Below are 19,057 nucleotides of genomic sequence, written 5' to 3'. Positions count from 1 at the left end.
GCACACCTCCATCGCAGCGGAACCGGCAGCGTAGGCGCGCGCCCGTGACCGGCCGTTGACGCAGGTCAATGGTTGGCGGCAAGGCACGCCCGACTGCCGGGCGTGGAAGGGCGGGGCCGCCGGCCGGGGGCGGCCGCTGCGGGCAGCCGCGTCCGTGAGTTCAGGCCGCCCACGGCGGCGCGGCGAAGGCCTCGACCAGGAAGTCGATCAGGTGCCGGGTCTTCATCGGCAGGTGCTTGCGCGACGCGTAGACGGCGTGGATGCCCAGCTCGATCGAGCGCCAGCCCGGCAGCAGTTCGACCAGGTCGCCGCGGCGCAGGTCGTCGCCGACCAGGAAGTCCGGCTGCAGGACGATGCCTTGTCCCTGCAGCGCGGCGCGGCGGCAGGTATCGCCGCTGTTGGTGTGGATGCGCGGCCGCACGCGCACCCGCGCCTCGCCTTGCGCACCGGTGAAACGCCAGTCGTCGCCGCCGGTCCAGTACGCATAGGAAATCACCTGGTGCCCCGCAAGCTCGTGCGGATGCGACGGCGCGCCGTGCGCGGCGAGATAGGCGGGCGACGCGCACAGCACGATCCGCGTGCTCGCCAGGCGCCGGCTGCTCAGTTGCGAACTGGCGAGGTTGGTGATGCGCACGGCGACGTCGTAGCCCTCCTCCACCAGATCGACCACGCGATCGTTCAGGGTGATGTCGAGCGCGACCTTCGGGTTCGCCGCCAGGAAAGCCGGCCACAACGGCGCCAGGTGCAGGTTGCCGAAGGTCAGCGGCGCGTTGATCCGCAGCACGCCGGTCGCCTCGCCGCTGCTGGAACTCGTCTCGGCTTCCAGTTCGCCGGCGTCGGCCAGCAACGCGACGGCGCCGGCGAAGAAGCGCTGGCCATCGTCGGTCAGCGACAGGCGCCGGGTGGTGCGATGGAGCAGGCGCACGCCCAGGCGCGCTTCCAACTCGGCCACCTGCCGCGAGACCGCCGCCTTCGACAGCCCGGTGACCTCGGCGGCGCCGACGAAGCTGCCGGCGTTCACCACGGCGACGAAGCTGGCCAGTTGCTGCAGATCGAGCATGGCTCGATTGTTCCTTTTTAATTGACAATAAGTCAATCAAATCGCTGTTTATATTGAACATACAGATCAATAGAGTGACCGCCAAGCCCACCTCCGGGCGCCGCCACCAGAATCGAGCCAATGAACCTCCTCGTCTCCGGCGCCGGCCACCCGGGCCCCACCACCCGCCACACACAACGGAGTGCCGCCATGAACGCTACCTTCTCGCTGCTCGGCCGCCTCGGCCTGTCGCTGATCTTCATCATTTCCGGCTGGGGCAAGATCGCCGGCTACGCCGCCACCCAGCAGTACATGGAGGCCGTGGGCGTGCCCGGCGGCCTGCTGCCGCTGGTGATCGCGCTGGAACTCGGTGGCGGCCTGGCCATCCTCGCCGGTGGCTTCACCCGCTGGATCGCGGTGGCGCTGGCCGCATTCTCGCTGGCCGCCGCGGCGCTGTTCCACGGCAACCTCGGCGATGGCGCGCAGGCCATCCACTTCTGGAAGAACGTGGCCATGGCCGGCGGTTTCCTGATGCTGACGGCGCAGGGCGCCGGCGCGCTCAGCCTCGACGCCGCCTGGTCGCGCCGGCGCGCATCCTCGGGCGCGTCGCCGGCCACCGCCTGACCCGCCTTCCGGCCCGCCCGGGATCCCACCCGGGTGAAATCCGGCGATCGACTTCCCCGATCGACATCCGATCCACGGCCCGGGCGCATGCGCGCCCGCGGCCTTTTTCCGGAGTCCGCCATGACCCTCGCCCCGTCCCTGTTCGTCTCCCACGGCTCGCCGATGTTCGCGCTGGAGCCGGGCCTGCTCGGCCCCGCGCTGCAGCGGATCGGCCGTGCGCTGCCCGAGCTGACCGCGGTGGCGATCGTGTCGCCGCACTGGCAGACCCGCGGCGTGCGCGTGGCCACCAGTCCGGCACCGGAGACCCTCCACGACTTCGGCGGCTTCCCGCCGCCGCTGTACGCGCTGCAGTACACCCCGCCCGGCGCTCCGGCCCTAGCGGGCGAAGCGGCGAGGATGCTGGCCGACGCCGGTTTCGACGCAGGCGTCGACCCGCGGCGCGGCCTCGACCACGGCGCCTGGGTACCGATGCGCTACCTCAGGCCCGCCGCCGACGTGCCGGTGTTCCAGGTCTCGCTGCCGCACGACCTGGACACGGCCGGTGCCTTGCGGCTGGGTCGGGCGCTGGCGCCGCTGCGCGCGCGCGGCGTTCTGGTGCTGGGGTCGGGCAGCCTGACCCACAACCTCTACGAATTCCGCCAGCACATCCGCGACCCGGAGTACGCGCAGGCGTTCGCCGACTGGGTGGCCGCCGCGGTGCGCCGTCGCGACATCGACGCACTGCTGCACTACCGCGCGCGCGCCCCGCACGCCGCACGCGCGCATCCCACCGAGGAGCATTACCTGCCGCTGCTGGTCGCGCTCGGCGCCAGCGGCGACAACGACACCGCGTCGCTGGTCGAAGGCGGCATGACCTACGACGTGCTGTCGATGGATTCGTTCGGCTTCGGCCTGCCGCAAGGCCTCGCGCCGGAGGCGACCGCATGAACGGCCCTCGGCGCAGCGCAGCGCGCGATTTCCTCGAGTGGACGCAAGACGTCGACGACGCCGCCTGAAAGAGCCGCCACCTGAAAGACCGGCGGCATCGCGCACGCGTCATTTCCCGCGCTTGCCCGCCGGGATCGTCAGCAGGATCGAGGCGATCGCCACCGCCACCATCAGCAGGTTGAAGCCCAGCGCCACCATCGCGGCCTCGCGCACGGCCAGGTTGTCGACCCGGCCCTGGAAGGTGATCACGCCTTCCAGCCAGCGGATGCCCTCGCCGGCAGCCCCCAGAGCGGTGAAGATCGCGCCGGACACCGCCACGCCCAGTGCCGCGCCCAGCGACGAGGCCATCTTGTAGATGCCCGCGCCCGCGCCCGACTGGTCCATCGGCAGGCTCGACAGCGCGGCATCGGTGGACGGCGTGGCGTAGAACGCCAGCCCCAGGCCGAACAGCGTGTAGCCGGCCACCGCGACCACGCGATAGGCGTCGAGCATGATGTTGGTCGGCATCAGGCAGGCGATCGCGACGCCGGTGATCGCGCAGCCCCAGACCATCGGCTTGCGCGGGCCGAAGCGCTGCAGCAGCTTCTCGCCCACGCGGATGAAGGCGATGATCGCGATCGCGTAGCCCAGCGTCAGCAGTCCCGCCTGCTGCGCGCTCATGCCGCCGCCCACCTGCACCAGCTGCAGCGACACCAGCTGCATGCCCACGGTCGCGTTGACCAGGAAATTGGACAGCGTGGCGCCGGTGTAGACGCGGTTGCGGAACAGGCGGAAGTCGACGAAGCCGTGCGCGTTGCCGGCCTCGATGCGGAAGAACGCGACCGCGGCCACGACGAAGGCGATGGCCAGCCCGATCGCCAGCGGACTGCCCCAGCCCAGCGTGCTGCCCTGGGTCACCAGCACCTGCAGCGCCACCATCGCCACCATGAAGGCGATCACCCCCGGCAGGTCGAAGCGGTAGCCCTGCACCGCCGCCGCCTTGCTCTCCGGCGTGCCGCGCACCAGCCACAGGCCGAGCAGCGACACCGCCACCGAGATGAAGAAGATCCAGCGCCAACCCAGCGACTGCGCCATGTAACCGCCGAACAACGCCGCCAGCCCCGAACCGCCCCACGAGCCGATCGACCACAGACTCACCGCGCGCTGGCGCCCGGCGCCGTCCCAGTACGCTTTCACCAGCGCCAGGCTGGCGGGCATGATGCAGGCCGCCGACAGGCCCTGCACCGCGCGGCCGAGCAGCAGCATCGGCGCGGCCAGCGCGCCGGACGGCGCCAGCCCCACCAGCAGCGAGCCGGCGATCCCGAGCACGAAGCCGGTCCGGAGGATGCGCATGCGCCCGAGCCGGTCGGCCAGGCCGCCCATCACCACGATGAAGATGCCGGAGAACAGCGCCGCCATCGCCACCGCGTTGTTCATGGTGCCGGCGGCGATCCCGAGATCGCGCTGCATGTCCGGCGCGATGTTGAGCGTGGTCTGGGCGAACAGCCAGAACGTGACCACGCCCAGGATCATGCCGAACAGCAGGCGGTCGTTGCCGACGAAGCCGGCGTCGGCGGCGGGCGCCGTTGCCGCGGTCGTGCTCATGCGGCACCTGCCCGCGCCGCCGCCCCGGCCGGCGCGCACAGCCACGCCGACGCCGCGCCGAGCAGCGCCTGCAAGCCGGTCTTCAGGGTCGGATCGAGCACCGGCGCGAAGCGCGGCGAATGGTTGCTGGGCAGCTTGTTGAGCGTGCCTTCGGCCTTCGCCCGCGCATGCACCGCCGGATCGGTGCCGCCGACGAACCAGAACACGTAGGGCACGCCCCAGCTGCGGCCGAACACGCTGAAGTCCTCGCTGGCCGCCATCGGCTTGCTTTCGTACGCCGCGTCGCCGAACTGCGCGCGGAACGCAGCCACCACCCGCGCCGTCGCCTCGCGGTCGTTGTCGGTCGGCGGATAGCTGCTGAGGGTGGCGAACTCCGGCGGCTGCGGCGCGTTCGAGGCCTCGCACTCGGCGCGGCAGATGCGCCGCACCGCCTGCAGCATGTGCTCGCGCACGCCCTCGTCGTAGCTGCGCAGGTTGAGCTTGATGGTGGCGTCGTCGGGAATGATGTTTTCCTTGGTGCCGGCCTGCAGCGCGCCGACGGTCAGCACCGCGCTGTCCAGCGGCGAGACCTCGCGCGCGACGATGGTCTGCAGCCGCAGCACGGTCGCGGCCGCCATCACCACCGGATCGATCGCGGTCTGCGGCTGCGAGCCGTGAGAGCCGCGGCCGAACAGCGTCACCTGCAGGCTGTCGCCCGCCGAGAGGATGACTCCGGCGCGGTAGCTCACGGACCCGGCCGGACCGACCATCACGTGCTGGCCGAGGACCACGTCCGGATGCGGCAGCCCCGCCTTGTCCCAGTCGGCGACCATCGCGCTCGCGCCCTGCGCCACTTCCTCGCCCGGCTGGAAGGCGACGACCGCCGTGCCCCGCCACGCTTCGCGCGCCTCGGCGAGCACCCGCGCGGCGCCCAGCAGCCAGGCCACGTGCAGGTCGTGGCCGCAGGAATGCGCGACGCCGGCGACTTCGCTCGCATACGGCAGGCCGGTGTCCTCGTCCATCGGCAGGGCGTCCATGTCGGCGCGCAGCATCACCGTGGGGCCGTCGCCGTTGCGCAGCACGCCGACCACGCCGGTGACGCCGACCCCGCGGGTGACCGCATAGCCGAGCTTTTCGATGTAGTCCGCGGCGATGGCCGCCGTGCGCCGCTCCTGCATCGACAGCTCGGGGTGCCGGTGCAGGTCGCGGTAGATCGCCAGCAGCTCCGGCGCCAGCGCGGCGTGGCGGGATTCGAGGGCCTGGGCCAGGGGGTTCATGGGCGCACCTGTCCGGCTGCCGTCGGGGCCCTCAAAGGTACGCCGGGGGCATGTGAAGGCCCGTGCAGCGGCGCCGGCCCGGTTGCGTTGGCCGGTCAGCCGGCGGGCGCCGGCGACAGCGCGAAGCCCAGCGCCGTGGCAAGCATCACCACCAGCCCGTTGACCAGCAGGTGCGGCAGAGGCGATGTCCCGGAACGGCGCAGGTCCGAAGCGCGCGTGGCCAGCCGTCCCAGCGGCAGCACCGCGACCAGCCAGGGCACCCACGCAAACGGCAGCAAGGCGGCAAGCACGAGCGGGATCGCCGCGATCCCGACCACGTGGAGGTCGAGCGCATCGAGAAACCGGTTCCGGTCTGCCATCTGGCGGCGCCTTGCGGGAGGAGGCCCATTCTGGCCCACGCAGGCCTCTTGAAAAACCTGCTCTGACCCGGGTTTTCCCCGGGTTTTCCGACCCAGGTTTTTCGTGACGGCCGGTTGTCGCCGGTCGATACCCGGCGCCGGACTGCGCGCTGCGTCAGCCCGCCGCCGCGGACATCGCCGCCGGGTCCATCCACATCGCTTCCCAGACGTGGCCGTCGGGATCGGCCAGGTTGCGGTTGTACATGAAGCCCAGATCCTGCATCGGATTGATGTCGGCGTTGCCGCCGTGCGCCGCCGCCGCCGCGTTCATCGCATCGACCGCCGCGCGGCTGTCCAGTGAAATCGCCAGCAGCACCTCGCTCGCCGTCGGCGGCGGGATCGGGCGGCTGGTGAAAGTGCGCCACTTTTCGTGGGTGAGCAGCATCACGCTGATCGCCTCGCTCCAGACCATGCACGCGGCGGTGTCGTCGGTGAACCGCGGATTGTTCTCGAAGCCCAGGGCCGTGTAGAAGGCCGCCGAAGCGGGAAGGTCGGCGACCGGGAGGTTGACGAAGATCATGCGGGGCATGGCAGGGGTCCTTCGGGTGTGCACCAACGCGGCGCGTGGGCGGGGCGCCATTCGACATCCTCAAGGGGGCGGATGACGTGATGGCACGACGGCCGCTCGCGGCAGGTCCGAGGCACGTCGCACTGTTGCGGCGGCGTGCCCTTGCGATCGGTCAGGCGATGCCCCCGGACATCGATGAAGCTGTTGAGACCATGCGACAGCGGTTGAACCTCCCGGGTCGGCTTGTTCCCACCAGCTGCCGCCGGAAGGAGCTCCATGGACGCCGCCGGCATCCGTGAGCACGATCCGCATCGCCGCCTGCTACCGAGGCGATAGCGCGCGCCCCCTCGCCGAGTTGGTGGGCCCACCACCTACCAAATATTATCCGCAACGCATTGCTCTAGCTGGGGTTTCGGCTCCAGCGTCAGCCAAGTTGCCCCCAGAGTTGCCCCCATAAGAGGCCGGCTAGCCTCTATTGTTCGTAGACAACTTCAGGGCGAGACGCGCGCTTTCTTTGTTGGGCCACGCTGAACCTCTCATACGGTGAGAACCGCCGGTGTCATCTAGTCGGAGGCTGCCGCCACTGCCCGCTGGGGGACGGTCGGCGCCGGGCCTAGATCTTTCGTCGGGATTGGTGGAACATCCAGGGACCAATGCTTCCCTGGCCGCCCCCAACGGCGATCAGGCATCGGCCTGGATCTTTCTCTCGGACTGTTGGAAGATCAGGCCCCGGAATTGAAATGCAACTAATAGAGCCGTCATGAGCCCGAAGCGTAATGCTCTTCCAACCGCACCCACTGCCCATGTCGTCAAGGCCAAGGAGGCGCTCAAGACCGTTGCTGACCTGGATCACGCGATTTGGCAAGGCGATGCAGAAGCTCTGCTCTCTGCCCTCCCAGCTCAACCCATTTTCGATCTCGTTGTCTCGTCGCCGCCATACAACATTGGCAAGTCTTACGAAAAGAAGGGCGCGCTGGAGGACTACCTCAAATGGCAGGAGCGAATCCTCGATTTGATCATTCCGCGCTTGAAAGAGACTGGCTCAATCTGCTGGCAAGTGGGGAACTTTGTCGATAACGGGATGATTGTGCCGCTCGATATCGAAATGGCTTACATCTTCAAGAAGCACGGCCTTAAGTTGCGCAACCGCATTATTTGGCACTTTGGGCACGGCTTGCACAACAAGCGCCGGTTCTCTGGGCGCTACGAAGTGATCATGTGGTACTCGAAATCCGATGACTATCAGTTTGACCTAGACGCTGTGCGCATTCCCGCCAAGTATCCGGGCAAGCGTCATTTCAAGGGCCCGAAGAGGGGCAAGCTTTCTGGCAATCCGTTGGGGAAAAATCCCGAGGACGTGTGGGGAATTCCAAACGTCAAAGCCAACCATATCGAAAAGACCGATCACCCGTGCCAGTTCCCGGTGGGCTTGATTGAGCGGCTTGTCCTGTCCATGACAAAGCCCGGTCAGCTGGTCTTCGATCCGTTTGCTGGCGTGGGATCCTCTGGTGTTGCCGCCGCGTTGCACGGTCGTAATTTTCTGGGGTGCGAGCTGATTGCGAACTACGCGAGACAAGCCAAGGAGCGAATCGACGCGGCGTTAGCTGGCACCGCAAAGTACCGTCCGCACGACAAAGAACTCTATGACCACACCAAGAGCAAATTGTCGCAGGTCGTGCTGTCTGAGGATGAAGAGGCCGAAGCCGCGTGAACTTCACTGTCTATGACCACTGCGGCGGATTGGCCGCGGTGCCAACAGCGTCGCGCCACGAGATTGAGCGCGCAATTCATTCCTGCTCCATCACTCCCGCGCGCGGCAAGGCGCGCGAGATAGGGAGCACCATTGTGGCCGGGCTGGTGAAGCACGGCTGGTCGGGCAAGGTGAAACTTGCTCGGGACTCTAAGATCACGATCACCAGCTCCAAGAACAGTATCGGTCTGTGCCTTCAAACAGGAAACATGGCCCGCTTGTATGCCGACCTGCTAAAGCTGCAACAGATGTTCCTCAACAAGGCAATCAAGGCGGGGGTGATGGTTGTGCCTACGCGCACTGCAGCCAAGTGCCTGGGAGACAACATTGCTCACGCAAACCGATTGCAAAGCGAGTTGGAAATCTTCCGTGCCGTAATCCACATGCCGCTAATTGTGCTGGCGATTGACTAATCCTGAGGCCGTATGACGAACCCGCGCTTTGGCTTTCCGTTTGAAATGCGACTCAAGGAGCTCGCTTCGTCGAAGCCTGCCGTTCCGACCGCCACGTTTGCGATGGAGGTCAAGGGCGAGAAGATGGAACTCGTCAAATTTAAGGTTCCGATCGAGCTGCCCAAGTATCGGCTTGCCAATGGCCGCACCGCTTCGCTTCAAGAGCAGTGGCTGGCAGATCACTCGGGCCAGGAAAGCACCTACTTCGAATCGGATCCAGAACTGGACGTAGTTCAGGAGACGCAGCACGAGCTGCTGCTGAAGCTCGTAAAAGAAGCCGGTCTACTCGCGTTCTTTAAGGACAAGACCAATAAGCAGGTGGAGCCGATCATCCTGGATGAGAACGGCTTCGTGGTGAACGGAAACCGGCGCCTGTCTTGCTGGCGGAGCTTGTACTACAACGAACCCGGCGACTATCCGCACTTCTCGCACATTGATGTCGTGGTGCTGCCCCACTGCGATGACAAGGAAATTGACAAGATTGAGGCCAATCTCCAGATCAAGAAGGACATTCGCGCCGGATATAGCTGGGAAGCGCGGGCCATCATGATGCAGCACCGACAAAAGCTGCATGGCTTTACTGATCCCGAGTTGGCCGATTTGTATGGCATGACAAAGGCCGAAGTCGAGCAGGCGCGGTCGATGTTGGAAATGGCCGATGCCTATCTCAAAAGTCGCGGTCGTCAACACCAATGGTCCGACGTTCAAGCCGCCGAAGAAGCGTTCAAGCAGCTCTACAAGGCCGCGCGCAAGAGCACGTCGGTGGGCGAGCAGACGCTGTTGAAGAATACGGCGTTTACGTTGATTGACCAGCCCGGCAAGGCCGGCGAGCGGTTGTATAGCGCCATCCCAAAGATTCAGGAGCACTTGGCCAAGGTTAAGACCAAACTGGCCGCTGCGTTCCCCGTTTCGCCAACAACACCCGATCCGCTGACGCAAGAGTTGTTCGGTGGAGACGTGCCGGGGTCCGTGCCAGACGTGTCCTTTGCACTGGCCGCTGAGATTGTGAAGCCCGAAAACTCAGACAAGGTCCGCGAGCTCGTTGTCGACGTTATCGAAACCGAGAACGAGCTTCAGAAGGAGCGCAATAACGCGGGGTACCTTCTCAAACAGCTGACCGATGCAAACACCAAGCTCCAAGCAGCGGTGTCCGATGGAATGAGGGACGACTCTACGACCGCTGGCGCCGAAGAGCAGATTAAGAGCATCGAGGCGGCGCTCCAAATTATCCGCAATTGGTTGGCGGTCCGGAATGCTTAGGATCGGATATCGCGCGGCTGATCAACGTGCAGTCATCTCATGGGATGACGCCGATGTAGATCGGCCTTGGCTGCCGTTGGCTCGAGCGCTGTTCGCGACCGCCTCCGCGGATTCGCAGGGAGAGGGGGGGAACGCGGTCAGCTTGCCCTGGTGGAGTTTCGTTGGGTTGCGGGCCCAAGTTGGCCAACTAATGCAGTCCTTTCAAATGCGGGCTGATCAAGACTTTCTGATCGATGCACCGGCGGCCGAACTGCTTCGCCAGTCCGCCCGAAACACAAATTTCTACAAGGACGCCATTGCTGGCCAGCAGGTGGACGAGCAGGGCCTACTGGCTCGGCTCCAGGCCGCTGGATTTGGGCGCACCCTCAAATCACACCAAGTCCGAAATGTGCGAGTACTGGCAGCGCTGCCGGCCGGCGCAACGTTCTCAGTGCCTGGGGCGGGCAAAACCACCGAAGCTTTGGCCACTTTCGCCTACAGGCGGCAGCCCGGCGACCGCTTGCTAGTCATTGCGCCCAAGAACGCGTTTGCCGCCTGGGACGAGCAGTTGCAGGAGTGCTTCCCGAATACCAGCGATGCATTTGTCCGCCTGCGGGGCAGCAACATTGCGAAAGCATTGAACGATGATCCGCCGTTCATGCTGATGTCGTATCAGCAGGTCGCCATATCGCGCGATCTCATTACCCCGCACCTTGCGCGCCACCGTGTTCATGTTTTCCTGGATGAGAGTCACAGGATTAAAGCCGGGCCGTCTCGGAAGACAGCTCAGGCCGTCCTGAGTGTGTCTCAGTTTCCGGTGGGCAAGCTGGTTATGTCGGGCACGCCCATGCCGCAATCTCGCGATGACCTTCTGCCCCAGTTCTCATTTTTGTACCCCGAGATTCCGGCGAATTCCGATAACGTCGTGGAACGGATGCGGCCGATCTATGTTCGTACAAACAAGCGCGAATTAGGCCTGCCCCCTGTCACGCATTTACGCAAAACCGTGCCGATGAGTCCCCTGCAGTTGGAGCTCTATCGGTACATGAAGAGCGAAGTGGCGCGGCAAGCCACAGCGTACTTGAGCGATCGCGGGCGCCAGGCATTTCGATCTCTCGGTCGTTCGGTCACACGTTTGTTGATGTTCGTGTCCCATCCGGCTTTGTTGTCCCGCGAGATCGATTTCGCCAAGCCTGGACTGCTGTCCGCTGTGTTGGCGGAAGGCAAGGGTCCCAAGATGAACTATGTCCTCCACCGGGCGCGCGAGCTTGCGCGCAAGGGGGAGAAGGTGCTGATTTGGTCGTCGTTCCGGCACAACGTGGAATACATCGCCGATTCACTTCAAGACCTGGGCGCTGTGTACATCCATGGCGGCGTCGATGCCGGCGATGAAGACGACGATGGCACGCGCGAAGGCAAGATCAAGCTGTTTCATGACGATGAGAATGTCCGAGTAATGGTGGCCAACCCTGCAGCGGCTAGCGAAGGCGTGAGCCTCCATACCGTCTGCCACCACGCGCTTTACTTGGATCGGACATTCAACGCGGCCCACTTCCTGCAATCAATGGATCGAATTCATAGGTTGGGCCTTCCGCCGGATCAGGCCACAACAATTGAGATTGTGGGATGCAGCGGAAGCGTGGACGAAACCGTACAGAGGCGCCTCAAAGCCAAGATCGACGCGATGGCGGCCGTCCTCAATGACACCAGCCTGCAGATTGATCCCATCCCTATGGATCCCGAAGCTGTCGATGAAGATGACGATTGGTCTGGGGGCGGCATGGACGCCGACGACGTACAGGCGCTTCTTCGCGATTTGAGCGGGGCACCCAGTGAGTGAGTCGCTCTCGCCTGGTGTGGCCTACGGCTGCTTCGAGCTTCTCCGCTTGCTTGGCGAGACGCCTATGCCGGTGACCGCCGCTCGGACGCTCGGCAAGCTCGGCGTGGTCAGTGCAAAGAGGGTGACGGATTGCTCAGTGTTGTTAGGGTGGACCGAGGTCAACGACGTAGGGTTGCTCGCTCCCACTTTGCGCGGGCTGGCGGTCAGCACCATGCCACGCACCGAAGAGCGCCTTCGCGAAGCATTGGTGGATCTCGTTGCGGCCACCGACCCCCCTTGGGTTCAGAACGCCAGGTTTGGCCGGCGTCGAGTACTACAGTACGCGCCCCCTGAAATCGCTCAGATTTGTCAGGAAGCCGGTCTAGCAGATGCGTCTACCCCTGAAGTAGTAGCCTTCTGGGACTCTCTCGCTGCACGTGCGCGCGGCCTTCACGACGTTCGACTGAACGAAATCGGTCGCGCCGGAGAACGCTTGACTCTTGGATTTGAGGAGACGCGAACCGGGCGCACCCCGCGATGGGTTGCCTTAGATAGCAATGAAGACGGATACGACGTGCTGTCCAGTCTCACCGCAGAGAATCGCGCGCCCATGTGCATCGAGGTCAAGGCTAGTCGACTTGGGCTCCGGGGATCGTTTTACCTGACGCGAAACGAGTGGGAATCAGCTGCGTCGTTCTTGCACTTTCGTATGCACCTGTGGGACCTAAGTGTTGCGGCTCCTCGATTGGCCGTTTTGGACCTGGAGAGCGTGGCTGCGCACGTGCCAAGAGACCTCGGCAGTGGCCGATGGGAAAACGCCTGCGTTCCGTTCAGCGCGTTCGCCGACCACTTCGCAGAATTGACTTGATCCACATTGCATCTTGGCGATTAAAACGATCTATGAGGACGGCTGATGGCGACTCGGGAGGATATGAAGGAGTGGGTGCTGGTTGCCCTTCGATCGCTAGGAGGTAAGGCTTGGCCTAGCGACGTCGCGAAGTACATCTGGCACAACTACGAGTCAGACCTTAGGGGCTCGGGAACGTTGCTATACACGTGGCAATACGACGCCCGTTGGGCCGCGACCGTACTTCGCAAGACTGGCAAACTTAAGGCAGTGCATGGAAGGCGCGACCTTCCATGGGAGCTTGCGTGAGAGAACGGCAGTAGCGCGATAGGCGCATTGATGGAGAAGCCGCCGCGGAGCCCTCATCCAGATCATGTTTGGAGAATTCGTTTCCAATGAGCACCCCTGGTCAAATGAGCCTGTTCCTATCGAGCGCACCACTTGTTCGCTTGGGCGAAGACTCCTTACCCAATGGAATTGCTTCAGCCTGCCTTGTGGACTATCGCGACAAGCGCATTTTGCTCACCGTTTCCCATGCAACTGGAGATCAGGGGAACTGGGCGCTACAGCTCCGTTATGTGCCCCAAAAGGGCACCCAGCTACGCCAGCTAGGCGCCATGAACTTTCTCGCCAAGGCGACGCTTTCGTCACCGAAGCTGAAGGATGTCGATTTCTCGTACGTTGAGTTGCCGCAAGGCACCGTTGCGTACAGACAAGAGATCGAAGCTCCAACCAAGGTAAGGGCCGAAGCTCCGATTACGGTCCACGCGGTGAGCCTCACCGAGATGCCCGACCCTAAAGATAGATTCGGCTTCTGTGGCATGGTCCTTCCAGCCCAAGAAGAGCACTTTGGCCAAACGTACCTCTCCGGCGAGATCCGAATTTATGAAGGGCTATCGTTCCTTCGGTTCAGCGGCGACTACATCGTCTTCAAACTACCGTTTAAGCATCCAGGCCATAAGTATTTCAAAGGATGTAGCGGTGCTCCCATCATCAACAGCGACGGTGTCCCAGTCGCGCTAGTTTGCGAGGGGAGCGAAGAGGAAGATGAGATTTTGGGGATATCTTTGGCTGCTTACAAAGTTGCCATCGACATAATGATTGATTTTGGTTGAGGGATCACGACTCATTCAAGCCGAGAAATGTTCATGGCTCGGCTCAATTCAGGACTTCGATACGCATGGACAATGGCGACATCGCGGCGACAATTTTGGCTTCGCTAGCTCTGCTGGTTTCGATTGCCACTCTTTATTTGACGTTCTTGCGAAAGAAGTCCTCTCTCATTGGATGCATTGCTGCTGTTTCAACTCCAGAACCAGGCTCCTTGGATGACTGCATGTTTGATTTCGCATTGTCCAACACTGGAACGCTGGAGCTGCTCATACGCGAGATGACCCTCGACATCGATGGGCCAGGCCCAGCCTTAATTCCCGAGATTTCGACGCCTGACGTGCCGGTAGTGCTAAAGCCGGGACAAGTACAACTGCTCAGGATTGGCATCCCAAATCTATTCTTCGAAAATGTCGCTGACCGGGCAGGGAGCTTGCTGGTCCAATTCCATGTGTTCTCGTCGCGTGGCGCTCAATTCCTTCCGCATAAATCGATATCACCAATAGGAAAGGAGCGCGATCTGCCTGCTGACACATGGGCTCCATTTTCGCTCGGAGCGGTGGAGCAGTAACTTAGCGCCCCTGCCGCACCGAACTGTTCCGTCCGCGAAAACTCGCTCACGACCCCACATTTGACGACCATGCCCCTCGGACCGGTACCCGACTATCTCAAGCTTGCAATGCGTCAGCACTTTCTTGCTGGGCTAAAGAACAGTCATTCGCTTGAGACTTACGAGCTCGATCTGTTTCGATGGTTCAAGACCGAGACTGAAGGCACTTGGGCGTTGATGGACGGGGAAGAGCAACGCTACGTGCAGCAACAGGTGGCACTAGGTTCTGAAGATATCAACGACTCTGGCATTCTCGCGACGGACTATTACCGCAAGCGAATGCGCTCGTCGCATGTCATTTTTCTTGCTTCTCTCCTTGAGGGAGCCATGAAACGTGAGTGCGATAGGCTTAGCCACGTCTTGGGGGAGCAAGCAATTTTTAAGCCTTCCGATCTCAAAGGCGATCCTTGGAGCGCTCGTAGAATCTTCCTGGAAAGATACGCAGGTTTCGAGATTCCAGCTGACCTGTGGCGCCCAATCAAGGACCTTTTGGCTGTACGCAACGCCCTGGTGCATCACAGCGGAGACGTGCTCCTGCTAACACAAGAACAAGTCTCAGCGCTCGGCAAAATTCATGGGGTCTACTTGAGTGGATCAGAGGTTGTGATTGATGAGACCTACGTTGATCGCGCGATCGACTCGGTCCGCGACATCATGGAGTTGTTGCATAGCGAGACGAACGCTCTGATTGACCGCACTGTTAGCCAATCTCCTGACGCCACTTAGCGCTTCATTCGACCGGACCGCTTCCTGGGGATTGGGCAATTGACTGCCTGCCCTCGTTCGCGTGCTGGGCATTTTTGGCGATAGGCGGCCGGCGAACTGAGCATCTGCCCAGAATAATTCGTTCGCACTTATCTGATTCGATTCTCGAACTGAATCGCAAAGCGGCCCAGGGCGTTGTGCCAATTTCGGACTGGCCGTGACCATCGGTAAGCGCAGCACCCCAGCCTACTTCCTGCATGGCGCGCCGGCGTGCTCGCCGTTGCTCCAAGGATTCCGGCCACGCACGCGGCGGGTGCAGGTCTGCCCAAGTGAGCCCCAGCGCAGCGAAGACCGCATTTGCGTCGCCACAGGCGAAACAATGGACCAGTACGCGACCGTCGACCTCGGTCACGCTCAGTTTTTGCGAGCGTCCACCACAAGCCGGACACCGCGCGCGCCATCCATTGCCACTGCGGCTCACACCGTCGAGACGACGCAACAACAGTTCCGCGTTCGTACCGCTTGCATACGTTGCGCCGTGCAGGGTAGATGCCCGCTGTGAACCTTTGGGTGAGTCGCCAGCGCTTCGGAAATCCGGGTGCGTCGTCATGCCGATGCCCCATCAATGAGGGCCCGAACATCTTCGGCACGCCATGCTGTGCAGCGTTCGCCAAGTTTCACAGGAGCGGGATAACGCCCAGCTTTTACGCCGGCCCACCAGGTGGACTTGGATACTGGGTAAAGAGACAACACCTGCGGCAGTCGCAGGAAGCCTGTTTCAGGAAGTAGACGGTGCTGCAAGGCTTAATCCTCTGCCGTGCCAAAGTGGACGGCTTCGGATATGGAATTCTTCACATGGGCAGAGCCGATAACAGGAAGAAGAACGGCTTTATTTTTCCGGCTTGACCCTCGAGGAATGCTTGTTCACAGCGCGCAGCACCGTTTCTGGGTCGATCCGTAGCCCGTCGCGCTCAACGATTTCCTCAGCGGCATGTATATCGCCTCCAGCATCTTCGCTACTCACCGCCACGCGGATCGTCCACTCCAGCTCCTTGAATCTGCGCGCACATCGCGCCGCGTAGTTTCCGGACTTAGGTTTGGGCTTGCCAAAAAAACACTCCTCCATCGTCAGACTGCCCTTCCGCCTCGAGATAGGTTCGATACATACGAAGGACAGCCAGTAGCAACTCTGGGGGCGGGTAGTGCCCCGCATCCACAAACACGGACATCGCAGCCAGCGGATGGTCGCCGAGCTCTTCCATTTGAAAGCGTCGAAACTCACTCAGGACCGGAAGCATTGGTGCACCCGCGCCGGCAGCGATCGCACGCCACGCGTGTTCTAAGTCGGACAACGCATTTTGGCGAGGCTTGCCAAAGGGGGGATAATCTTCCCAACTCTCAGTGATCGGCCGGCTATCGGCCTCTTCAATCAGCTCCCGGCGATATTCCTCAACCACGTCGCGACTAGATTTCGTCGTCATCGATCATCAGCTCCGGCGATGCATCGCGACTACGTTGCTGCCGATGCGCAGGACGTCGAGATAATCCGCCCAGGCCTGCATCATCTTTCGGCGTTCGGCCAAGGGGGCGGTGCGATTGTATGCGCGGCCGTTTGGATCCCTCACCGCATGTGCCAACTGGTGCTCAATATAGTCAGGCCGGAAATTCAGCACCTCGTCCAAGATGGTTCGTGCCATCGCTCGAAAACCGTGACCCGTCATCGTGTTCGAATCGAAGCCCAATCGTCGCAATGCCTCGTTGATCGTGTTTTCGCTCATCGGACGATTGCGACCCCGTACTCCCGGAAAAACGAACTCTCCTCGTCCGGTTAGCGGTTGTATTTCGCGCAAGACGTTTGCCGCTTGCGACGCCAGGGGCACTAGGTGCGGCTGGCGAGTCTTGCTTGCCGTGTAACGCCACTCGGCAGCGTCCAAATCGATGTCATTCCAACGCGCCGCCCGCAACTCTCCTGGGCGCGCAAACAACATCGGTCCAAGTTTGAGGGCAGCCAACGTAACGGGCGAGCCCTCGTAACCCCACAGCGCACGCAGCAAAGGTCCAACTTCCGCCGGGTCGGTAATGCTGGCAAGGTGAACTTTGTTTCTCGACTCTAGCGCGCCTCTCAAATCGGCGGCCGGGTTTCGCTCTGCCCGTCCAGTTCGCACGGCGTACAAGAAAACCATAGATGCCAGAGCACGCGCGCGGTGAGCAGTCTCGACCTTGCCGGATGATTCGGGCTTGCGTAGCGCGGCCAATAGAGTTGGCGCTGTGATCTCTGCAACTGGCTGACCTCCGATGTAGGGGGTCAGATAATTGTCCAAGAGATTTCGTTCACGTTTCGCCGTTCCTGCCGCAACCTTGCGCGCACGAAGGCGCAGCAATTCATTCGCCACTGCATCAAACGTATTTGCGCTCGTCTCTGCCGCGGCGGCCTTTTCCGCCTTGCGCTTTCCGCTGGGATCAATGCCCGATGACAACAGTCTGCGTGCGTCAGCGTGGCGAGCGCGCGCATCGGCCAAGCTGGTATTTGGATAGACGCCAAGTGAGGGCGCTTTTCTTTACCCGCGTAGCGATATTTCCATCGCCACCATTTGCCACCAGTCGGCCGATCTCCAGATAAAGACCGCCGCCATCGAACAGTCGTTGAGTCTTCTCTGCGGGCTTCGCTTTGCGAATCGCTGCGTCGGTCAATGGCATGGGGGCAACTTCATTGGGGGCAACGCCCCACCTCATTTCGGAGTTGCCCCCTATGTTGCCCCCAGGCGCATCCGGATTCAATCGGACGCGGTCAGACGCCATCAGCCATGGAACGGCTTGTTTTGTGGGATTCGCATAGCCCACTGGATGTTGCTGGACTGCTCGGAAGTCTGATTTGGTGGGCCCACCAGGACTCGAACCTGGAACCAAAGGATTATGAGTCCTCTGCTCTAACCATTGAGCTATAGGCCCGTGTGTGGGGGATTATGGCGCACGCAAAAGCCGCGCACGCGCCGGGCTTGCGGAGTGCAGCCGCACCGGCCTCGGCCCCGCACGTGGCGCCATGCGCGCGGCCGCCGCCGTTGCCATCCGTGTTTGCCCGCCTGCGCGCCTTCCCGCAGTACAGTGGGCCGAGCCTGTCATGTTGCCCCGCCGGATCGGGCGCGCCGTGCGCGTCGCCGATCGCCGATCGCCGAATCCGCATGTGCCTGATCGCCCTCGCCCTCGACTGCCATCCCGCCTATCCGCTGGTGCTGATCGCCAACCGCGACGAGCTGCACGCGCGCGCCGCCGCGCCGGCCGGGCCCGATCCGCAATATCCGGATGTGCATGGCGGGCGCGATCTGGCGCAGGGCGGCGGCTGGCTGATGGCGTCCCGGCGCGGGCGGCTGGCGGCGGTGACCAACGTGCGGGTGCGGCCGCTGGGCGCGGCGCATCCGCGCTCGCGCGGGGCGCTGGTGCGCGGGTTCGTGAGCGGTGCCGACGACGTCGATGCCTGGCTCGACGCGATCGCGCCCGCAGCCGGCGATTACGGGCCGTTCAACCTGGTGTTGTGGGGCGGCGCCTGCCTGGCGTTCGCCGGCAACCATCCGCGCTTCGCACGCCATCCGGTGGCGCCGGGGCTGCACGCGGTGTCCAACGGCGCTTTCGATGCGCCGTGGCCCAAGAGCACCCGCGCCAGCCAGGCGCTGGCGCGATGGCTGGAGAACGGCCTGCCCGCCGACGCACGCGCGGCGGATGTCGCGCCGTTGCTGGACGCGCTGGCCGACACCACGCCGGCGCCGGACGCGGCGCTGCCCGACACCGGCATCGGGCTGGCGCTGGAGCGCACGCTGTCGCCGCCGTTCGTGCGCGATCCGCGCTACGGCACGCGCTGCAGCACGGTGGTGCTGGTGCAGGCCGATGGCATCCGCTTCGTCGAACGTCGCTTCGGAGCCGCGGCGCAGGTGCTGGGCCAAAGCGATGCGTGGTTGCCGCGGATCGCGTCGCGGTAACGCCCGTTGCACGGGTCTGGCGGACCCGACCGCGGATCCCCTGTCGGCCCCTCATCCGCCCTGCGGGCACCTTCTCCCCGCGCGCGGGGAGAAGGAAAACAGGTCCGGGGTGCCGCGTTGGCTTCCGTGGCTCCGCGCTGGCTTCGCGACCCCGCGTTGGCTTCGCGACCCCGCGTTGGCTTCGTGACCCCGCGTTGGCTTCGTGATCCCGCGTTGGC

Annotated in this window: 18 protein-coding genes, 1 tRNA gene and 1 pseudogene; 11 read left to right on the top strand and 9 right to left on the bottom strand. The window is 63.3% G+C overall.

Going from position 1 to position 19,057, the window contains the following annotated elements:
- Nucleotides 1-160: 160 nt before the first annotated feature.
- Nucleotides 161-1,060, bottom strand: a complete 900-nt coding sequence (locus D0Y53_RS04495; protein ID WP_117201998.1) for a LysR family transcriptional regulator — start codon at nt 1,058-1,060, stop codon at nt 161-163.
- 189 nt (nt 1,061-1,249) lie between these two features.
- On the opposite strand from D0Y53_RS04495, the gene D0Y53_RS04490 reads away from it, so the two are divergent.
- Both D0Y53_RS04490 and D0Y53_RS04485 read left to right on the top strand, forming a co-directional pair.
- Nucleotides 1,250-1,663 (top strand): DoxX family protein, encoded by a 414-nt coding sequence (locus tag D0Y53_RS04490; RefSeq protein WP_117201997.1) that lies wholly within the window; start codon nt 1,250-1,252, stop codon nt 1,661-1,663.
- Nucleotides 1,664-1,783: 120 nt separating this feature from the next.
- Nucleotides 1,784-2,590: a dioxygenase family protein gene (locus tag D0Y53_RS04485; protein WP_117202073.1), complete on the top strand. Its 807-nt coding sequence runs from the start codon at nt 1,784-1,786 to the stop codon at nt 2,588-2,590.
- A gap of 108 nt (nt 2,591-2,698) precedes the next feature.
- Here the strand turns inward: D0Y53_RS04485 and D0Y53_RS04480 are convergent, their stop codons facing one another.
- The 4 genes from D0Y53_RS04480 to D0Y53_RS04465 all read right to left on the bottom strand — a co-directional run bounded on the left by D0Y53_RS04480 (nt 2,699) and on the right by D0Y53_RS04465 (nt 6,357).
- On the bottom strand, nt 2,699-4,174 hold the full coding sequence (locus D0Y53_RS04480; protein ID WP_117202072.1) for an MFS transporter: 1,476 nt from the start codon (nt 4,172-4,174) through the stop codon (nt 2,699-2,701).
- A complete protein-coding gene (locus D0Y53_RS04475) occupies nt 4,171-5,430 on the bottom strand; it encodes an amidohydrolase (RefSeq protein ID WP_117201996.1) in 1,260 nt (419 codons plus the stop codon). The genes D0Y53_RS04480 and D0Y53_RS04475 overlap by 4 nt, the downstream gene beginning before the upstream one ends.
- Before the next feature lie 95 nt (nt 5,431-5,525).
- On the bottom strand, nt 5,526-5,789 hold the full coding sequence (locus D0Y53_RS04470) for a hypothetical protein (RefSeq protein ID WP_117201995.1): 264 nt from the start codon (nt 5,787-5,789) through the stop codon (nt 5,526-5,528).
- Nucleotides 5,790-5,943: 154 nt separating this feature from the next.
- Nucleotides 5,944-6,357 carry a VOC family protein gene (locus D0Y53_RS04465; protein ID WP_117201994.1) on the bottom strand — a complete coding sequence of 138 codons (414 nt, stop codon included), beginning with the start codon at nt 6,355-6,357 and terminating at the stop codon, nt 5,944-5,946.
- A 739-nt stretch (nt 6,358-7,096) separates the two neighbouring features.
- Here D0Y53_RS04465 and D0Y53_RS04460 point away from each other — a divergent pair.
- The 8 genes from D0Y53_RS04460 (at nt 7,097) to D0Y53_RS12565 (ending at nt 14,889) form a co-directional block, all read left to right on the top strand.
- Nucleotides 7,097-8,047, top strand: coding sequence for a DNA-methyltransferase (locus D0Y53_RS04460; protein WP_117201993.1), 951 nt, complete (start codon nt 7,097-7,099; stop codon nt 8,045-8,047).
- Nucleotides 8,044-8,499: a BglII/BstYI family type II restriction endonuclease gene (locus D0Y53_RS04455; RefSeq protein WP_117201992.1), complete on the top strand. Its 456-nt coding sequence runs from the start codon at nt 8,044-8,046 to the stop codon at nt 8,497-8,499. Before D0Y53_RS04460 ends, D0Y53_RS04455 begins: the two co-directional genes overlap by 4 nt.
- Before the next feature lie 12 nt (nt 8,500-8,511).
- Complete coding sequence (locus tag D0Y53_RS04450; protein WP_147319005.1) at nt 8,512-9,798, top strand: hypothetical protein; 1,287 nt, start codon at nt 8,512-8,514, stop codon at nt 9,796-9,798.
- Nucleotides 9,799-10,003: 205 nt separating this feature from the next.
- Nucleotides 10,004-11,617, top strand: coding sequence for a DEAD/DEAH box helicase (locus D0Y53_RS04445; protein ID WP_199491999.1), 1,614 nt, complete (start codon nt 10,004-10,006; stop codon nt 11,615-11,617).
- Entirely contained in the window at nt 11,610-12,464 is an 855-nt protein-coding gene (locus D0Y53_RS04440) for a protein NO VEIN domain-containing protein (RefSeq protein WP_117201989.1), read from the top strand. Before D0Y53_RS04445 ends, D0Y53_RS04440 begins: the two co-directional genes overlap by 8 nt.
- A gap of 392 nt (nt 12,465-12,856) precedes the next feature.
- Nucleotides 12,857-13,558, top strand: coding sequence for a hypothetical protein (locus D0Y53_RS12575; RefSeq protein WP_147319004.1), 702 nt, complete (start codon nt 12,857-12,859; stop codon nt 13,556-13,558).
- Nucleotides 13,559-13,623: 65 nt separating this feature from the next.
- On the top strand, nt 13,624-14,124 hold the full coding sequence (locus D0Y53_RS12570; protein WP_147319003.1) for a hypothetical protein: 501 nt from the start codon (nt 13,624-13,626) through the stop codon (nt 14,122-14,124).
- Between the two features lie 60 nt (nt 14,125-14,184).
- Entirely contained in the window at nt 14,185-14,889 is a 705-nt protein-coding gene (locus D0Y53_RS12565) for a hypothetical protein (protein ID WP_233511643.1), read from the top strand.
- A 585-nt stretch (nt 14,890-15,474) separates the two neighbouring features.
- On the opposite strand, the gene D0Y53_RS04430 is transcribed toward D0Y53_RS12565, so the two are convergent.
- From D0Y53_RS04430 to D0Y53_RS04420, 4 genes and pseudogenes are all read right to left on the bottom strand, one after another.
- On the bottom strand, nt 15,475-15,669 hold the full coding sequence (locus tag D0Y53_RS04430) for a helix-turn-helix transcriptional regulator (RefSeq protein WP_117201987.1): 195 nt from the start codon (nt 15,667-15,669) through the stop codon (nt 15,475-15,477).
- A gap of 290 nt (nt 15,670-15,959) precedes the next feature.
- Entirely contained in the window at nt 15,960-16,349 is a 390-nt protein-coding gene (locus D0Y53_RS12560; RefSeq protein WP_147319001.1) for a hypothetical protein, read from the bottom strand.
- 6 nt (nt 16,350-16,355) lie between these two features.
- A pseudogene (locus tag D0Y53_RS04425) lies at nt 16,356-17,565 on the bottom strand (tyrosine-type recombinase/integrase).
- Between the two features lie 176 nt (nt 17,566-17,741).
- A tRNA-Ile gene (locus D0Y53_RS04420) sits at nt 17,742-17,817 on the bottom strand.
- A 230-nt stretch (nt 17,818-18,047) separates the two neighbouring features.
- Here D0Y53_RS04420 and D0Y53_RS04415 point away from each other — a divergent pair.
- A complete protein-coding gene (locus tag D0Y53_RS04415) occupies nt 18,048-18,839 on the top strand; it encodes an NRDE family protein (RefSeq protein ID WP_117201986.1) in 792 nt (263 codons plus the stop codon).
- Nucleotides 18,840-19,057 lie beyond the last annotated feature (218 nt).

The sequence above is a fragment of the Cognatiluteimonas weifangensis genome (genome assembly GCF_003416885.1).
Lineage (GTDB): Bacteria > Pseudomonadota > Gammaproteobacteria > Xanthomonadales > Xanthomonadaceae > Cognatiluteimonas > Cognatiluteimonas weifangensis.
This window is presented reverse-complemented; position numbering and strand designations above follow the sequence as displayed.

Coding starts and splice junctions, on each gene's coding strand:
- D0Y53_RS04495 (WP_117201998.1), bottom strand. CDS start 1,060: ATGCTCGATCTGCAGCAACTGGCCAGCTTCGTCGCCGTGGTGAACGCC.
- D0Y53_RS04490 (WP_117201997.1), top strand. CDS start 1,250: ATGAACGCTACCTTCTCGCTGCTCGGCCGCCTCGGCCTGTCGCTGATC.
- D0Y53_RS04485 (WP_117202073.1), top strand. CDS start 1,784: ATGACCCTCGCCCCGTCCCTGTTCGTCTCCCACGGCTCGCCGATGTTC.
- D0Y53_RS04480 (WP_117202072.1), bottom strand. CDS start 4,174: ATGAGCACGACCGCGGCAACGGCGCCCGCCGCCGACGCCGGCTTCGTC.
- D0Y53_RS04475 (WP_117201996.1), bottom strand. CDS start 5,430: ATGAACCCCCTGGCCCAGGCCCTCGAATCCCGCCACGCCGCGCTGGCG.
- D0Y53_RS04470 (WP_117201995.1), bottom strand. CDS start 5,789: ATGGCAGACCGGAACCGGTTTCTCGATGCGCTCGACCTCCACGTGGTC.
- D0Y53_RS04465 (WP_117201994.1), bottom strand. CDS start 6,357: ATGCCCCGCATGATCTTCGTCAACCTCCCGGTCGCCGACCTTCCCGCT.
- D0Y53_RS04460 (WP_117201993.1), top strand. CDS start 7,097: ATGAGCCCGAAGCGTAATGCTCTTCCAACCGCACCCACTGCCCATGTC.
- D0Y53_RS04450 (WP_147319005.1), top strand. CDS start 8,512: ATGACGAACCCGCGCTTTGGCTTTCCGTTTGAAATGCGACTCAAGGAG.
- D0Y53_RS04445 (WP_199491999.1), top strand. CDS start 10,004: ATGCGGGCTGATCAAGACTTTCTGATCGATGCACCGGCGGCCGAACTG.
- D0Y53_RS12575 (WP_147319004.1), top strand. CDS start 12,857: ATGAGCCTGTTCCTATCGAGCGCACCACTTGTTCGCTTGGGCGAAGAC.
- D0Y53_RS12570 (WP_147319003.1), top strand. CDS start 13,624: ATGGACAATGGCGACATCGCGGCGACAATTTTGGCTTCGCTAGCTCTG.
- D0Y53_RS12560 (WP_147319001.1), bottom strand. CDS start 16,349: ATGACGACGAAATCTAGTCGCGACGTGGTTGAGGAATATCGCCGGGAG.
- D0Y53_RS04415 (WP_117201986.1), top strand. CDS start 18,048: ATGTGCCTGATCGCCCTCGCCCTCGACTGCCATCCCGCCTATCCGCTG.